14 protein-coding genes and 1 riboswitch are annotated in these 14761 nt (G+C 54.6%); of the genes, 12 read left to right on the top strand and 2 right to left on the bottom strand.

Annotated features, from left to right (window positions below):
* Nucleotides 1-121: 121 nt before the first annotated feature.
* The 3 genes from GN242_RS10570 to tyrR all read left to right on the top strand — a co-directional run bounded on the left by GN242_RS10570 (nt 122) and on the right by tyrR (nt 4247).
* Nucleotides 122-1519 carry a YcjX family GTP-binding protein gene (locus GN242_RS10570; RefSeq protein WP_154751126.1) on the top strand — a complete coding sequence of 466 codons (1398 nt, stop codon included), beginning with the start codon at nt 122-124 and terminating at the stop codon, nt 1517-1519.
* The gene (locus GN242_RS10565) at nt 1516-2580 is read left to right on the top strand and encodes a YcjF family protein (RefSeq protein ID WP_156287449.1); all 1065 of its coding nucleotides are present in this window, start codon (nt 1516-1518) and stop codon (nt 2578-2580) included. Before GN242_RS10570 ends, GN242_RS10565 begins: the two co-directional genes overlap by 4 nt.
* Before the next feature lie 101 nt (nt 2581-2681).
* Nucleotides 2682-4247 carry a transcriptional regulator TyrR gene (tyrR, locus tag GN242_RS10560; RefSeq protein ID WP_154751128.1) on the top strand — a complete coding sequence of 522 codons (1566 nt, stop codon included), beginning with the start codon at nt 2682-2684 and terminating at the stop codon, nt 4245-4247.
* A gap of 81 nt (nt 4248-4328) precedes the next feature.
* Here the strand turns inward: tyrR and tpx are convergent, their stop codons facing one another.
* The gene (gene tpx / locus GN242_RS10555; protein WP_154751129.1) at nt 4329-4832 is read right to left on the bottom strand and encodes a thiol peroxidase; all 504 of its coding nucleotides are present in this window, start codon (nt 4830-4832) and stop codon (nt 4329-4331) included.
* Between the two features lie 120 nt (nt 4833-4952).
* Here tpx and ycjG point away from each other — a divergent pair, with 120 nt between their 5' ends.
* Nucleotides 4953-5933, top strand: a complete 981-nt coding sequence (gene ycjG, locus GN242_RS10550; protein WP_154751130.1) for an L-Ala-D/L-Glu epimerase — start codon at nt 4953-4955, stop codon at nt 5931-5933.
* Here the strand turns inward: ycjG and mpaA are convergent.
* Nucleotides 5916-6623, bottom strand: a complete 708-nt coding sequence (mpaA, locus tag GN242_RS10545; protein ID WP_154751131.1) for a murein tripeptide amidase MpaA — start codon at nt 6621-6623, stop codon at nt 5916-5918. The two genes, ycjG and mpaA, sit on opposite strands and share 18 nt — an antisense overlap.
* Before the next feature lie 169 nt (nt 6624-6792).
* On the opposite strand from mpaA, the gene GN242_RS10540 reads away from it, so the two are divergent.
* The 8 genes from GN242_RS10540 (at nt 6793) to GN242_RS10505 (ending at nt 14701) form a co-directional block, all read left to right on the top strand.
* A complete protein-coding gene (locus tag GN242_RS10540; protein ID WP_154751132.1) occupies nt 6793-8409 on the top strand; it encodes a peptide ABC transporter substrate-binding protein in 1617 nt (538 codons plus the stop codon).
* 96 nt (nt 8410-8505) lie between these two features.
* Nucleotides 8506-8826, top strand: a complete 321-nt coding sequence (locus GN242_RS10535) for a hypothetical protein (RefSeq protein WP_154751133.1) — start codon at nt 8506-8508, stop codon at nt 8824-8826.
* Between the two features lie 562 nt (nt 8827-9388).
* On the top strand, nt 9389-10252 hold the full coding sequence (gene licT / locus GN242_RS10530; RefSeq protein WP_156287448.1) for a BglG family transcription antiterminator LicT: 864 nt from the start codon (nt 9389-9391) through the stop codon (nt 10250-10252).
* Nucleotides 10253-10493: 241 nt separating this feature from the next.
* A riboswitch (guanidine-I (ykkC/yxkD leader) is annotated at nt 10494-10592 on the top strand.
* Between the two features lie 57 nt (nt 10593-10649).
* The gene (locus GN242_RS10525) at nt 10650-11708 is read left to right on the top strand and encodes a putative urea ABC transporter substrate-binding protein (RefSeq protein ID WP_154751135.1); all 1059 of its coding nucleotides are present in this window, start codon (nt 10650-10652) and stop codon (nt 11706-11708) included.
* Between the two features lie 24 nt (nt 11709-11732).
* Nucleotides 11733-12548 carry an ABC transporter permease gene (locus tag GN242_RS10520; RefSeq protein ID WP_156287447.1) on the top strand — a complete coding sequence of 272 codons (816 nt, stop codon included), beginning with the start codon at nt 11733-11735 and terminating at the stop codon, nt 12546-12548.
* The gene (locus GN242_RS10515; protein ID WP_154751137.1) at nt 12545-13363 is read left to right on the top strand and encodes an ABC transporter ATP-binding protein; all 819 of its coding nucleotides are present in this window, start codon (nt 12545-12547) and stop codon (nt 13361-13363) included. The genes GN242_RS10520 and GN242_RS10515 overlap by 4 nt, the downstream gene beginning before the upstream one ends.
* Nucleotides 13347-14054 carry an urea amidolyase associated protein UAAP1 gene (locus GN242_RS10510; protein WP_154751138.1) on the top strand — a complete coding sequence of 236 codons (708 nt, stop codon included), beginning with the start codon at nt 13347-13349 and terminating at the stop codon, nt 14052-14054. The genes GN242_RS10515 and GN242_RS10510 overlap by 17 nt, the downstream gene beginning before the upstream one ends.
* A gap of 11 nt (nt 14055-14065) precedes the next feature.
* The gene (locus GN242_RS10505) at nt 14066-14701 is read left to right on the top strand and encodes an urea amidolyase associated protein UAAP2 (protein WP_156287446.1); all 636 of its coding nucleotides are present in this window, start codon (nt 14066-14068) and stop codon (nt 14699-14701) included.
* Nucleotides 14702-14761 lie beyond the last annotated feature (60 nt).

The raw sequence follows: 14761 nt of genomic DNA, 5'->3' as shown, positions 1-14761 counted from the left end.
TGCTGACACTTCCTTCCAGTAAAAATCTGAAGATATTCAAGTATCGTCAGCAGAAGTTTGTGGTGTTGACCGTTTAAGCCTCCTCTGAGAATAAGAACTTGCTAATGGACTAACGCTACCGATGAAACGACTACAAAATGAATTGCTGTCGCTGGTCAATCGCGGCGCGGATCGCCATCTGCGCCTCGCGGTAACCGGATTAAGCCGCAGCGGAAAAACTGCTTTCATTACCTCTCTGGTTAATCAACTTCTTAATGTCAATTCCGGGGCGCGTCTGCCAATGTTTGCGGCAGCGCGTGAAAACCGCCTGCTGGGAGTAAAGCGTGTACCGCAGCGCGATCTGGGCGTCTCACGGTTTACATACGATGAGGGCATCGCCCAGCTCTACGGCATCCCCGCTGCCTGGCCAACGCCGACACGTGGCGTCAGTGAGATACGGCTGGCGCTGCGTTATCGATCGCAGGAATCTCTGCTGCGGCACTTTAAAGATACCTCCACGCTCTATCTGGAGATTGTCGACTATCCTGGCGAATGGTTGCTCGATCTGCCGATGCTGGAGCAGGATTACCTCAGCTGGTCACGCCAGATGACCGGCCTGTTACAGGGCGACCGCGCAGAGTGGGCGCAGCGCTGGCGTCAGCTGTGTGAAGGGCTTGATCCGCTGGCTCCCGCTGATGAAAATCGTCTGGCTGACATCGCCGCCGCCTGGACTGAGTATTTACAGCGCTGTAAGCAGGAAGGACTGCACTTTATACAGCCAGGCCGTTTTGTGCTGCCCGGTGATATGGCCGGCGCTCCGGCGTTGCAGTTTTTCCCCTGGCCTGACGTGGCAGAAGGTCAGGAGACCCGCCTGGCGCAGGCCGATGCAGCCAGTAATATCGGAACGCTGCGCGCCCGCTATCACTATTATTGCCAGCATGTAGTGAAGGGTTTCTATAAAAACCACTTTCTGCGTTTTGATCGCCAGATCGTACTGGTGGACTGCCTGCAACCGCTCAACAGTGGACCGCAGGCGTTTAACGATATGCGTCTGGCGCTGACTCAGCTGATGCAGAGCTTCTCGTACGGCCAGCGCACGCTGTTTCGCCGCCTCTTTTCTCCGGTTATCGACAAACTGCAATTTGCCGCTACTAAATCCGACCATGTCACCGCTGATCAGCACGCGAACCTGGTATCGCTGTTACAGCAGCTGGTACAGGATGCGTGGCAAAATGCTGCGTTTGAAGGCATCAAAATGGACTGCATTGGTCTTGCGTCAGTGCAGGCGACACGCAGTGGTTACGTCGAACATCAGGGCGAAAATATTCCGGCACTGCGCGGGCATCGGTTATCCGATAACACCCCGCTAACGGTTTACCCTGGCGAAGTACCGCCACGCCTGCCTGGTCATGCTTTCTGGCAGGATCAGGGTTTCCACTTTGAACAGTTCCGCCCGCAGGATCTGGATGTCGACCGGCCGCTGCCGCACATCCGCATGGATGCCGCGCTGGAGTTTTTACTGGGAGATAAACTGCGATGAATACGCCGATTAAACCAAGAATCGATTTTGCCAAGCCGTTGAGCGAAGAACCGGCCCCGGTTTTCCGTCCGCAGCAGGCATTTGCCACGCAGCAGGATAATTTTATAGCGACAGATCCGGAACCGGATATCGAGCCGGAAGGAGCGGGTGAACTGGCAGTTGAGGCAGCGCTGCGGCCTAAACGCAGCCTGTGGCGCAAAATGGTAATGGCCGGGCTGGGATTGTTTGGCGTCAGCGTTATTGCTCAGGGGGTACAGTGGACGCACCAGGCGTGGATTACCCAGGACTGGATCGGCCTGGGCGGAGGCGTTGCAGGCGGATTAATTGTGGCGGCTGGTGCCGGGTCGCTGATTAGCGAATGGCGTCGTCTCTATCGTCTGCGTGAAAGGGCGGAAGAGCGTGATATAGCGCGTGAACTCCTTGCCAGCCACAGCAGCGGGCAGGGGCGTGCATTCTGTGAAAAGCTGGCGCACCAGGCTGGATTGTCTTCCGGCCATCCGGCGCTGCAACGCTGGCACGCCTCACTGCATGAAACCCAGAACGACCGGGAGGTGGTGGCCCTGTATGCGCAGCTGGTGCAGCCGGTGCTCGATCGCCAGGCGCGGCGTGAAATCAGTCGTTATGCGGCTGAATCCACCCTGATGATCGCCGTCAGTCCACTGGCGCTGGTGGATATGGCGTTTATTGCCTGGCGTAATCTGCGGCTGGTAAACCGCATCGCTGCACTCTATGGCATTGAGTTGGGTTACTTCAGCAGGTTGCGGCTGTTCCGGCTGGTACTGTTAAATATCGCCTTTGCCGGTGCGTCAGAGCTGATCCGCGAAGTGGGGATGGACTGGATGTCACAGGATCTTGCCGCCCGACTTTCCACTCGTGCAGCGCAGGGTATCGGTGCCGGATTACTGACAGCGCGCCTCGGTATCAAAGCGATGGAGCTGTGCCGTCCATTGCCGTGGCTGGAGGGGGATAAACCGCGCCTGGGTGATTTTCGCCGTGAACTGATTGTTCAGTTGAAAGAGAGCGTTCAGCGCAGCGGGAAGGGTAATAAAGAGAGCAGTTAAACAGAGTGTCAACTTTTCATGACAGAACACTTCTGGCCTGGCGAGGGATAGCGTATCATCAGCGGATACGCTCCGCACTGTGATAATAAAGGTTAAAACGCATGCGTCTTGAAGTTTTTTGCCAGGACCGAATCGGCCTGACCCGCGAACTGCTGGATCTGCTGGTTGAACGCAGCATCGATCTGCGCGGTATCGAAATTGCCGCCATTGGGCGCATCTATCTTAATTTTTCCACCGTCAGCTTTGAGCAGTTTAGTCAGTTAATGGCGGAGATACGCCGTATTCCCGGAGTAACCGACGTTCGTACTGTTTCCTACCTGCCGTCAGAGCGAGAACACCGCGCGCTAAGTGCGCTGTTAGTCGCACTGCCTGATCCGGTATTTTCCATTGACCTGAAAAGTAAAGTAGAGCTGGCGAACCCGGCGGCACAGAGCCTTTTTTCCCTCAACGAAGAGAAAATGCGTAACTACAGCGCCGGGTCATTAATCAGTGGTTTTAATTTCCAGCGCTGGCTGGAAAGTGACCGCATCGTGCCTGAAGCACACCATGTGGTGTTACAGGGGCGTGATTTTCTGATGGAGATTACGCCGATTTACGCCCAGGATGAGGACGCAGAAGCGCCAAACCCGGTGGGCGGCGTGGTTTTACTAAAATCTACCGCCCGTATGGGGCAGCAATTACAAAATCTGGCCGTCAACGACGACAGCGAATTCCAGCATATTGTCGCCGTGAGCAGCAAAATGCGCCAGGTAGTGGATCAGGCTCGCAAGCTGGCGATGCTGGATGCGCCGTTACTGATTGTGGGTGATACCGGTACAGGAAAAGATATGCTGGCTCGCGCCTGTCATCTGCGCAGTGCCCGTGGCAAGAAACCTTTCCTGGCATTGAACTGCGCTTCGCTGCCGGATGATGTTGCTGAAAGTGAGCTGTTCGGCCATGCGGCAGGAGCCTATCCCAATGCGCTGGAGGGGAAGAAGGGCTTCTTCGAGCAGGCCAGCGGGGGGTCAGTGCTGCTGGATGAAATCGGTGAAATGTCACCAAGTATGCAGACCAAACTGCTGCGCTTTCTCAACGATGGCACTTTCCGCCGGGTGGGAGAGGAGCACGAGGTACATGTAGATGTGCGGGTAATCTGCGCCACGCAAAAAAATCTGATGGAGCTGGTGCAGCGCGGCGAGTTCCGCGAGGATCTGTTCTATCGGCTCAACGTGCTGACACTGAACCTGCCACCGCTGCGTGACCGCCCTCAGGATATCCTGCCGCTCACCGAAATGTTCGTGGCTCGTTTCGCCGATGAGCAGGGCGTGCCCCGGCCAAAACTCTCCGCACAGCTTAACGGCTTCCTGACCCGCTATACCTGGCCTGGTAACGTACGCCAGTTAAAAAATGCGCTTTACCGCGCGCTGACGCAGCTGGACGGCTATGAGCTACGTCCGCAGGATATCGTTCTGCCGGAGTATGCGATGGAAATGCCGCTCGGTGATGATGCCATTGAGGGGTCGCTGGATGAAATTACCAGCCGTTTTGAGCGTTCAGTGCTTACCCGTCTGTATCTCTCTTATCCAAGCACGCGCAAGCTGGCAAAACGGCTGGGTGTTTCTCACACCGCCATTGCCAATAAATTACGTGAATATGGCCTGAGTCAGAAAAAGAGCACTTCTGAGTAAAAGTTATACCTGAGCGGTACAAGTGTAGACGGGTTAGAGAAATAGAATATGGGCAGGTCATAACGACCTGCCCATTATGTATTACTTCAGTGCTGCCAGGGCTGCATCGTAATCTGGTTCAGTGGTGATTTCATTCACCAGCTGGCTGTAAAGAACGTTATCTTTCTCATCCAGCACCACTACCGCACGGGCAGTCAGGCCTTTCAGCGGGCCATCAACAATCGCCACACCGTAGTCTTTTTTGAACTCGCCGCCACGCAGGGTGGAGAGCGTCACCACGTTGCTTAGTCCATCGGAACCGCAGAAGCGAGACTGGGCAAACGGCAAATCCGCAGAAATACACAACACAACAGTATTATCAACATCACCCGCCAGCTGATTAAACTTGCGCACCGAGGTGGCACATACGCCGGTATCAATGCTTGGGAAGATGTTCAGAACTTTACGTTTGCCTGCATAATGGGAGAGAGAGACATCGGAGAGATCTTTGGCCACCAGGGTAAACGGTTTCGCTACCTGGCCCGGCGTTGGCAGCTGCCCGTCAACGGAAACCGGATTGCCCTGGAAATGTACGGTCTGAGACATAATCTATCCTTTTAATGTTAATGGTGTTTAACCTGGTTCAGTGTATGTCATGCTGAACCAGTGAGACAGTATAAATGCGATACAAAAATGCTGGCATCAACCCAGATGAAGGATTTAAGCATGAGATCTGTGAAGACATACCCGGAAAACTGGCCGTTACATTCACCCTTTGTGATCGCACGAGGCACCCGCAGTGAAGCAGGCGTGGTCGTGGTTGAGCTGGAAGAAAATGGTATCAGAGCTTTTGGTGAATGCACCCCCTATGCGCGATACGGTGAGAGCGAGGCGTCGGTGCTGGCGCAAATTACCGCGCTGCTACCAGAATTACAGCAGGGGTTAACCCGTGCCGAACTTAAGCAACAGATGCCCGCCGGGGCTGCGCGCAATGCTATCGACAGCGCGTTATGGAATATGGAAGTAGCGCGCAACGGCCAGAGCCTGTGGCAGTTGACAGGAAGCCATGCGCCCGCGCAGATAGAGATGGCGCAAACTGTCAGTATAGACGTGCCGGAAATGATGGCCAGCAGCGCGCTGGCATTGTGGGAAAACGGTGCCAGGTTATTGAAAATTAAAATTGATGACCACTTGATCGCCGAACGCCTGGTGGCTATTCGCAGCGCCGTCCCCGAGGCAACGCTGATTGTCGACGCCAATGAGTCCTGGCACAGTGAAGGGCTGGCAGCACGCTGCCAGCTGCTGGCCGACCTTGGTGTGGCGATGCTGGAACAGCCGCTGCCAGCAGCGGATGATGCAGCTCTGGCAAACTTTATTCATCCGCTGCCAATCTGTGCTGATGAAAGCTGCCACACGGTGGAAAGCCTGCCGGCGCTAAAAGGGCGATATGAAATGGTGAATATCAAACTGGATAAAACCGGTGGGCTGACCGCTGCGCTGGAACTGGCACAGGCGGCGCAGGAGCAGGGGTTTAGTATTATGCTCGGCTGTATGCTGTGCACTTCGCGCGCCATCCGTGCCGCGTTACCGCTGGTACCTCAGGCGCGTTTTGTTGATCTGGACGGCCCCACCTGGCTGGCGGCAGACTCCGAACCTGCGCTTCCGTTTAGCTGCGGGCGCATAGAACTGTCAAGGCTGCCAGTATAACAGGTCGACCAGGGCGCCCAGATAACGTTCGGTGGCTTCATCAGCGGCAACGGGCGGAAATTCCGCCGTGATGCAGGGCAGACTGATATCGGCGCACCAGCTGCCAAAGGAACCCGGCGTGGCGTAACCCACGCTGCTGACCAGCGGCAGGCCTGTTTTAGCCGCCAGCCAGTGCCCCAGCGTGCTGCTGTCAGGGTCTTCGATGCAGGCCAGAGGCTCATGAAAGGTGACAATCCACGCGGGGGATAACCGGTGGATCAGCTGGCACAGTGCCGCAGTTTCCGGTTCAGAGGCTGCATGAACTCCAGTGGAGAGCAACACATCGCGTTCTTCAGCCACGCTGTTCCAGCGGTACACCGTCTCACCCTGTTGCCAGTTAGCGGCAGGAAAGTTTCTGTTAAGATCAACGCCGTTAGCATTGGCACGTAACCCCAGCTGGCAGCCGTCCGGATTGACGGCGAGTACCACATGATGACGCCGATGGCTGTCCTGAAGCGTGCGCATGGCACAGGAGAGGGTCACAACGGCAGCGGTTTCATCTCCGTGAGTACCGGCAAGAATCAGCCCGCTATCCTCATCCGCCAATGGGGCAGGAAACCAGAGCAGAGGCGCGCCGAGTACCGACTGCCCGTAATGTTGCGCGGGGGCATCAAGACGACCGCGCAGGGGCCGGGGGTGAAGTAACGACATGACTCAGCTCCAGGAATAGTAAGTTCTGCGATAAAACTAGCACATCACCCGCTGCGGTACACTGCCTGAGCATTGAATAAAAACACTATTTCGTGCCGGTCAATTTACGTTAAAGTGCCAGCAGTAAAAAATCGCTGTTTCGTTGACCGGTACAGGTAAGGATATCGCCATGAGGAAATCACCATCGTTTGCGCTGGCTGCTTTAGCGCTGTGTATCAGCTCCACATCATACGCTGCCGATGTTCCGGCAGGCACGCAGCTCGCCGCGCGCCAGGAAGTTGTTCGTCATATTAAGGATGAACCTGCATCGCTCGATCCGGTTAAAGCCGTTGGTTTACCTGAGATCCCGGTGATCCGTGACCTGTTTGAAGGGCTGACCAATCAGGATGCCAGCGGTAAAATTATCCCCGGCGTCGCTACCGCCTGGCAAAGCAGTGATAATAAAACCTGGATTTTCACCTTAAGAAAAGACGCGCGCTGGTCAAACGGTGACACTGTCACTGCTGCCGATTTTGTTTATAGCTGGCAGCGTTTAGTTGATCCTAAAAACACCTCCACTTTCGCCTGGTTTGCAGAACTGGCCGGAATTGAGAATGCGGGTGCAATAGTTAAAGGTGAAATGACCCCGGATAAACTGGGTGTCAGCGCTGTTGACGCCACTCATCTGAAAGTGACATTAGATAAGCCGGTACCCTATTTTGCCAGCCTTACTGCTAACTTCAGCCTGTTCCCCGTGCCGCAGAAAGTGATTGCGCAGTATGGGGATCAGTGGACGCGCCCGGGCAATCTGGTGGGCAATGGTGCCTATCAACTCAGTAACCGGGTAGTGAATGAGAAGGTGGAACTGGTTCGCAATCCTCACTACTGGGATGATGCCCATTCGGTGATCACCAAAGTGACCTTTGTGCCGATCAGCGAAGAGTCCAGCGCCACTAAACGTTACCGCGCTGGCGATATTGATATTACTGAATCCTTCCCGAAAGAGATGTACGCAACGCTGAAAAAACAGATCCCCGGCGAGGTCTATACCCCTGACCAGCTCGGCACCTATTACTATGCATTTAATACGCAAAAAGGCCCGACTGCCGATGTGCGGGTGCGGCAGGCGCTGACCTGGTCGATAGATCGTAAAATTATCGCTGAAAAGGTACTGGGCACCGGAGAAAAACCTGCCTGGCACTTTACGCCCGATGTCACCGCGGGCTTCACACCGAAAGCCAGCTTTATGCAGCAGCACAGCCAGGAAGAACTGAATGCTCAGGCGAAAGCGCTGCTGGCCGCAGCGGGTTATGGCCCAACACATCCCCTTAATCTGACCCTGCTCTATAACACCTCTGAAACGCATAAAAAGATCGCCATTGCTGTCGCTTCGATGTGGAAGAAAAATCTTGGTGTTAATGTGAAGTTGCAAAACCAGGAGTGGAAAACCTACATTGATAACCGTAACAGCGGCAATTTTGATGTGATACGCGCTTCCTGGGTAGGGGATTACAATGAACCTTCCAGCTTCCTTAGCCTGCTGACCTCAGGTCATAGCGGCAATATCGCGCGCTTTAAAAGCAGTGAATATGACGGGCTGCTGGCTGAGGCAAGCCGCCAGACTAACGACAAGGTGCGTAACGACGAATATAACCGTGCTGAACAGATGATAGCCGCGCAGGCACCGATTGCCCCTATCTATCAATATACTAATGGCCGGCTGATTAAACCGTACGTTAAGGGCTATCCCATCACTAATCCGGAAGATGTTGCTTACAGCCGCACGCTCTATATTTTGCAGCACTAATGTTGAAAAAGGCAGCGGTAATCGCCGCTGCTTCAGCCATTGATTCCCCCACCTGGCCTGCATAATAGTGTCATTCTGTCTGATACGGTAATCATCATGAAACTGACTCTCCTGCTGGTAGTGCCTCTGATACTCAGTGGCTGTGCGTTGAAACAATATCCTGCTTCGCCTCCCGTTAGTGCGGTGCAGGCCGACCAGCTTGACTGCCAGGGCGTTCAGCAACAGATCGCCGAACAGGCGAGGGTGCAGCAGCAGATTGATAAAACGGGGGAGTTTGACGGGCTGACGGTAGTCGGTGCTGCGCTGGATTTCGGCATTGGTAACGGCATTGCTAAACACCAGGCGCAGAAACACGCAACAGAGCGCCAGATCCAGCTCCAGCAGCTGGCGGCAGCGAAATGCCAGAAAGCCAGCTAAGAAACAGATGTAACAAAGCGCGAGCTTTATCACAGATTGGCAATCTGGCACTTGAGACGAGCGTATAATACCTTATCGTGTCTCAACTGGATTGTTACTGTATCGACCCTTAATACTCAACGCCTCCTTTGCACCTGAAATTGGCAGCCAACGCACCTGTTGCTTAAATTGCAGGGGTGCAGCCAACGCACCTGTTGCTTAAATGCAGGGGTGCAGCCAACGCACCTGTGGCTTAAATTGTAGGGGAAATCCCCTAAATAATTCGAGTTGCAGAAAGGCGGCAAGACCATGAGTCCCCAGGAGCATAGATCACTATGTGACTGGGGTGAATGGGCGCAGCCAACGCATCGGCGGCTTAAATTGTAGGGGAAATCCCCTAAATAATTCGAGTTGCAGAAAGGCGGCAAGACCATGAGTCCCCAGGAGCATAGATCACTATGTGACTGGGGTGAATGGGCGCAGCCAACGCATCGGCGGCTTGAAGTATGAAGGGGATAACAGGCAAAACCTGACCGCTGGATCACACATCCGGCCGTCAGGTTTTTTTGTTTCAGGCAGGGAAATGAAAATAGCGAAAGTTCTCAATAATAACGTGGTTATAGTTCATGACGAGCAGGGGCATGAACAGGTGGTGATGGGGCGTGGGCTGGCATTTAAAAAACGCAGCGGAGACGAGCTGGATCCTGCCCTGGTTGAAAAAACCTTTGCTCTGAAAAGTCACGAGCTTAGTGGGCGTCTGAGCGAAATGTTATCGGAAATCCCGCTGGAAGTGGTGATCGCCTCCGAATGTATTATTGCCCTGGCCCGCGAGCAACTGGCGACCACGCTGCATGACAGCCTGGCAATTGCGCTCACCGATCATGTGAACTTCGCCCTGACGCGCCATCAGCAAAATTTGCCAATCCGCAATGTTTTACAATGGGAAATTCGTAGCCTCTACCCGAAAGAGTATGCAATCGGACTGTCTGCACTGGATATTATTGAAAAACGTCTGAAAGTACGACTACCTGAAGACGAAGCGGGTTTTATCGCTTTGCACCTGGTGAATGCCCAGCTGGGCAGCGAAATGCCTGCGGTAATGCATATCACGAAATTTATGCAGGAGATCCTGCATATTGTGAAGTATCAGCTACAGCTTGATTACCAGACCGATGCGCTCAGTTATAACCGTTTTGTCACCCATCTGAAGTTTTTTTCCCAGCGAATGCTGGGGAAGCGAGGCGTATATAGTGATGATGAGTCTCTGCATGATGTGGTACGCGATCGTTATCCGGAAGCCTATAAATGCGTTGAAAAAATCGATCGCCATGTGATGAAAAACTATAACTATACGCTGGGTAATGAGGAGCGTATGTTTTTGACCATTCATATTGAACGCGTCAGGAAGGAGACGCTGGCGCTGGGCGAGAAAGATGACGAGGCTTGATCTGTTTCCTCATCAGCTTACCAGCAAAACATCTGCTGACTGATTGAACTCGCTGCCAGTACCCTGCTGGCGGCCATATCCCGCTGCACACTTCTGATGCAACCTGCAAGAAAATGATGCCCCATTTAAGATCGTCAGCCTCTGTAGAACAGCAATAACCCCAGGTTTATTCAGCAACTTCACTCTGGCACAACTCTTGCTTTATCCCTTCTATGCAGCAGCGCAATACCGATCACTGAATACAATAGCAGGCTAGGGTTCCGGTCCACTCGGTGGATGACTGGTCCGAGAGCTGGCGACCTCGGTTGGGGTTACACGGCGGGAGAAAAGCCCGGGAGAGAGCAACACCCTTGTGTGTCGCGCTGCCCGTTTTTTTTGCCACCACCAGAGGTCAACCATGAAACTATCCCATCTCCTGAGCGTCTGTCTTCTCGGTTTTTCCGCACTTGTTGCGCTTCCTTCCCAGGCCGCACCTAAGAAAGAGTTTAATGTCTGCTGGACTATCTATGCAGGCTGGATGCCGTGGGGCCAGATTGCCACCTCCGGAATTATCGATAAATGGGCGGCGAAATACGGTATCAAAATCCACGTTACCCAGCTTAACGACTATATCGAATCCATTAACCAGTACACTGCCGGACAGTTCGATGGTTGCACGATGACCAATATGGATGCCCTGACGATCCCTGCCGCCGGAGGCGTTGACTCCACCGCACTGATCCTCGGCAGCTATTCTGAGGGTAACGACGGCGTGGTGCTGAAAGGCAAAGGCAAAACACTGAAAGACCTGAAAGGGATGAAGGTCTATCTGCCTGAACTGTCGGTATCGCATTACCTGCTGGTACGCGGCCTTGAAAAAGCCGGGTTGCGTGAAAAGGACGTAACCGTTGTTAACACCTCCGATGCGGATATTGTCTCCGCCTTTGCCACTAACGGTGTGCAGGCTGCCGTGGCCTGGAATCCACAGCTCTCTGTAATCAAAAACACCCCTAATACCAGCGAAGTCTTCGAATCCTCCCAGGTACCCGGCGAACTGATCGATATGATGGTAGTTAACAGCGCTGTATTAAAAGACAACCCGGCGCTGGGCAAAGCGCTGACCGGGGCATGGTATGAAATGATGGCGCAGATGAAAGCGGGGGATAAAAACGCGTTAAACGCAATGGCGGCAGCGTCCGGAACCGATCTCAGTGGTTATCAGGCACAGCTGAAAACCACCCATCTGTTCTATACCCCGGCCGACAACCTTAAATTTGTCAGCGATGCGGAACTGGCGAAAACCATGCAGCGCGTAGCTAACTTCTCCTTTGAAAAAGGCCTGCTGGGCGATGGGGCGCAAAGTGCCGACTTTATCGGCATCAGCTTCCCCGGCAACGTCACCCTGGGCGACAGCAGCAATATCAAACTGCGCTTTGACGACAGCTACCTCAAAATGGCCGCCGCCGGCACGCTGTGATGATTATCCAGAGGAGGCCACACGATGCGGCAAATTAATCGACATCCTGAAAAGGGTGTACACCTGATGCTGGTTCTGCTGCCGTTTGTGCTGGTGATAGCCGCCTATTTTATCGGTTCTGCCGTGCGGCTTGAGGCTAATCCCCATGACAAACTGCTGCCTGGGATCGGACAAATGGCTGATGCCGTATGGCGCATGGCTTTTACAGCAGATAAACGCAGCGGTGATTATCTGCTGTGGATGGATACTGCTGCCAGCCTCGGCAGGCTGCTGATTGGTCTGGGCATCGCGTCACTGCTTGGACTGTGCTTTGGCATCGCCTCCGGGGTATTTCCGATGTGGCGCTCGCCAATGTCATCATTTATGACCGTCGTATCGATGGTGCCGCCGCTGGCAATGCTGCCGGTGCTGTTTATCGTCTTTGGTCTTGATGAGCTGTCGAAAATAATGCTGATCGTTATCGGCATTACGCCGATGCTGGCACGTGACCTCGAACAGCGGGCGCGGGAAATCCCCCCAGAGATAGTGATCAAAGCGCAAACCCTTGGAGCCAACAGCTGGACGGTGGTGTTGCGGGTAGTGCTGCCGCTGCTGCTGACCCGGCTGCTGACCTCACTGCGCCTGCTGCTTGGTTCTGCCTGGCTGTTTTTAATCTCCGCAGAAGCAATCTCATCCACCGCCGGACTGGGGTATCGCATTTTCCTCGTACGCCGCTATATGGCGATGGATGTGATCCTGCCTTATGTCATCTGGATCACCCTGCTGGCGTGGCTGATGGATCTCGGGCTGCGTCATTTGAACCGGCTGTGCTTCCCCTGGGCACAGGGAGAAAAATCATGAGTTTTATCGATATCAGGCATATCTGGCAGGAGTACGGCAGCCATGTGGTGCTGGAAAATCTCAATCTGAGCATTAACGAAGGGGAGTTCTGCACCCTGGTCGGTGCATCCGGCTGCGGAAAATCGACTTTCCTGCGTCTGCTGCTGGGCCAGGAAAAACCCAGTCGCGGGACTATCTTGCTGGAAGGTCAGCCGCTAAAGGCAGAGCCGGATGCCAGCCGTGGTGTGGTATTTCAGCGCTATTCGGTGTTCCCCCATCTCAACGTGCTGGATAACGTCGCGATCGGGCTGGAGTTGCCGCAGGCGCCTTTTCTTGGGCGGCTGTCAGGTCGGCGGAAAAAAGCGGCACGCGAACAGGCGGCAGAGATGCTGATGCGGGTAGGGCTGGGCCATGCGCTGGAGAAGTATCCGGCCCAGCTTTCCGGAGGCATGCAGCAGCGGCTGGCGATTGCCCAGGCTTTTATTATGCGTCCGCGCATTCTGCTGCTCGACGAACCTTTCGGCGCGCTGGATCCCGGTATTCGCAAGGATATGCACAGCCTGCTGCTGTCATTGTGGCAGGAAACCCAACTTACAGTATTTATGGTCACCCATGACCTGTCAGAGGGATTCAATCTCGGCACCCGGCTGATGGTATTCGACAAAATACGCATCGATCCCCACGAGCCGAACGCCTGGGGGGCACGCGTTACCTACGATCTGCCCCTGAACGAAACCCGCCTGCGCCAGCGGCAGCAGCCAGCTCTGGTCATTCCGCATCCGGCGCTGGCAGCCATCCCATTTAATCAGGAGATTTCTCATGACTCATCACTATGAAGAGACGCTACCCGGCGGCGGTCACACCTCGCTGGTGATAAAAAAGGGGCAGATCCTGCGTCTGACCGATAGCGACGGCGGAGCCAATGTCAGTCTGATGCTGTTTAACGCCCATGAAAAAAGCGAACGGCTTAACCTGCCGGATACGCTGAAAGGTCAGCACACCGCCCGGCTGGGTGCAGGGCACTGTCTCTATTCCGATATGGGCCGCGTCCTGGCGGCAATAGTCACCGATACCTGCGGCTGGCATGACAGCTTCGGCGGCGTGCTCAATGCAGCAGAAGTCGCGGAAAAATATGGCAAAGGACGCTATCAGGAACTGCGCAACGGCTTCCATCGTAACGGCATGGATAACCTGCTGGTTGAGATGGGTAAGTGGAATCTTATGCTCGAAGATCTGCCGATGGTGCTCAATCTTTTCAGCAAAGTGACGGTGGATGAGAAGGGCCGTTTCACTTTCCATAGCCAGCATTCGGCGCCGGGCAGCATGGTGGAACTTTACGCGCCAATGGACGTGCTCGCAGTGCTGACCGCCTTACCGCATCCGATGGATCCTGAACCTGAATACTCCCCGCGCCCGGTAGAGCTGTCACTGCGCGAGGCCAGCGATCCGCAGGGTCTGACGCTGTGTAAAACCTCGCGTCCGGAAAATCTGCGCGCCTTCCAGAATATCGAACGTTTTGCTGTTTAAGGAGCTATCAGATGACACTAACCACCAGTGATAAACAGCCTGCCGATGCGGTCTACCGCCATATCATCCCGGCGGGGGAGCCCTTCCTGTTTGAAGTCAAAAAAGGCCAGACGCTGCGGCTGCACGATCTGGAAGGTAACCAAGCCGTTGATACGCTGTTCTATCGCGCCGCCAGCCCGCGTGAACGCTATGATGCCCAGCGCACGCTGCGCCGCCAGAATAATGCGTATCTGACCAGCGGCAGCGTTCTTTACTCCAATCTGGGCAACCCGCTGCTGACCATCGTCGCTGACACCTGCGGACGTCACGATACCCTTGGCGGGGCCTGCGCTCAGGAGAGCAACACCGTACGCTACAGCGCCGACACACGTTATATGCACAGCTGCCGCGATAATTTTCTCTGCGCCTGCCTGCATGACGGAAGACTCAACAAGCGCGATATCACCGCTAATATCAACTTTTTTATGAATGTTCCGGTGACGCCAGAGGGCGGACTGACCTTTGAAGATGGCATCTCCGCCGCCGGTAAGTATGTGGAACTGCGCGCCGAGTGTGACGTCATTGTGCTGATCTCCAACTGTCCGCAGCTAAATAATCCCTGCAATGGCTGGAATCCCACCGCCGCCGAAGTGCTGGTGTGGAATTAACCCGCTGAGATAACCCGGTTTGTTTTCCCCTGGGGACGACCCCAGGCGGCCATGATTCTG

Source organism: Erwinia sorbitola (genome assembly GCF_009738185.1).
Classification (GTDB): Bacteria; Pseudomonadota; Gammaproteobacteria; order Enterobacterales; family Enterobacteriaceae; genus Erwinia; species Erwinia sorbitola.
Note: the sequence above shows the minus strand (reverse complement) of the source record. Positions and strands in the feature narration are given on the sequence as shown.

Excerpts from the sequence above, each read along its gene's own strand:
- GN242_RS10570 (WP_154751126.1), top strand. The coding sequence starts at position 122 with ATGAAACGACTACAAAATGAATTGCTGTCGCTGGTCAATCGCGGCGCG.
- GN242_RS10565 (WP_156287449.1), top strand. The coding sequence starts at position 1,516 with ATGAATACGCCGATTAAACCAAGAATCGATTTTGCCAAGCCGTTGAGC.
- tyrR (WP_154751128.1), top strand. The coding sequence starts at position 2,682 with ATGCGTCTTGAAGTTTTTTGCCAGGACCGAATCGGCCTGACCCGCGAA.
- tpx (WP_154751129.1), bottom strand. The coding sequence starts at position 4,832 with ATGTCTCAGACCGTACATTTCCAGGGCAATCCGGTTTCCGTTGACGGG.
- ycjG (WP_154751130.1), top strand. The coding sequence starts at position 4,953 with ATGAGATCTGTGAAGACATACCCGGAAAACTGGCCGTTACATTCACCC.
- mpaA (WP_154751131.1), bottom strand. The coding sequence starts at position 6,623 with ATGTCGTTACTTCACCCCCGGCCCCTGCGCGGTCGTCTTGATGCCCCC.
- GN242_RS10540 (WP_154751132.1), top strand. The coding sequence starts at position 6,793 with ATGAGGAAATCACCATCGTTTGCGCTGGCTGCTTTAGCGCTGTGTATC.
- GN242_RS10535 (WP_154751133.1), top strand. The coding sequence starts at position 8,506 with ATGAAACTGACTCTCCTGCTGGTAGTGCCTCTGATACTCAGTGGCTGT.
- licT (WP_156287448.1), top strand. The coding sequence starts at position 9,389 with ATGAAAATAGCGAAAGTTCTCAATAATAACGTGGTTATAGTTCATGAC.
- GN242_RS10525 (WP_154751135.1), top strand. The coding sequence starts at position 10,650 with ATGAAACTATCCCATCTCCTGAGCGTCTGTCTTCTCGGTTTTTCCGCA.
- GN242_RS10520 (WP_156287447.1), top strand. The coding sequence starts at position 11,733 with ATGCGGCAAATTAATCGACATCCTGAAAAGGGTGTACACCTGATGCTG.
- GN242_RS10515 (WP_154751137.1), top strand. The coding sequence starts at position 12,545 with ATGAGTTTTATCGATATCAGGCATATCTGGCAGGAGTACGGCAGCCAT.
- GN242_RS10510 (WP_154751138.1), top strand. The coding sequence starts at position 13,347 with ATGACTCATCACTATGAAGAGACGCTACCCGGCGGCGGTCACACCTCG.
- GN242_RS10505 (WP_156287446.1), top strand. The coding sequence starts at position 14,066 with ATGACACTAACCACCAGTGATAAACAGCCTGCCGATGCGGTCTACCGC.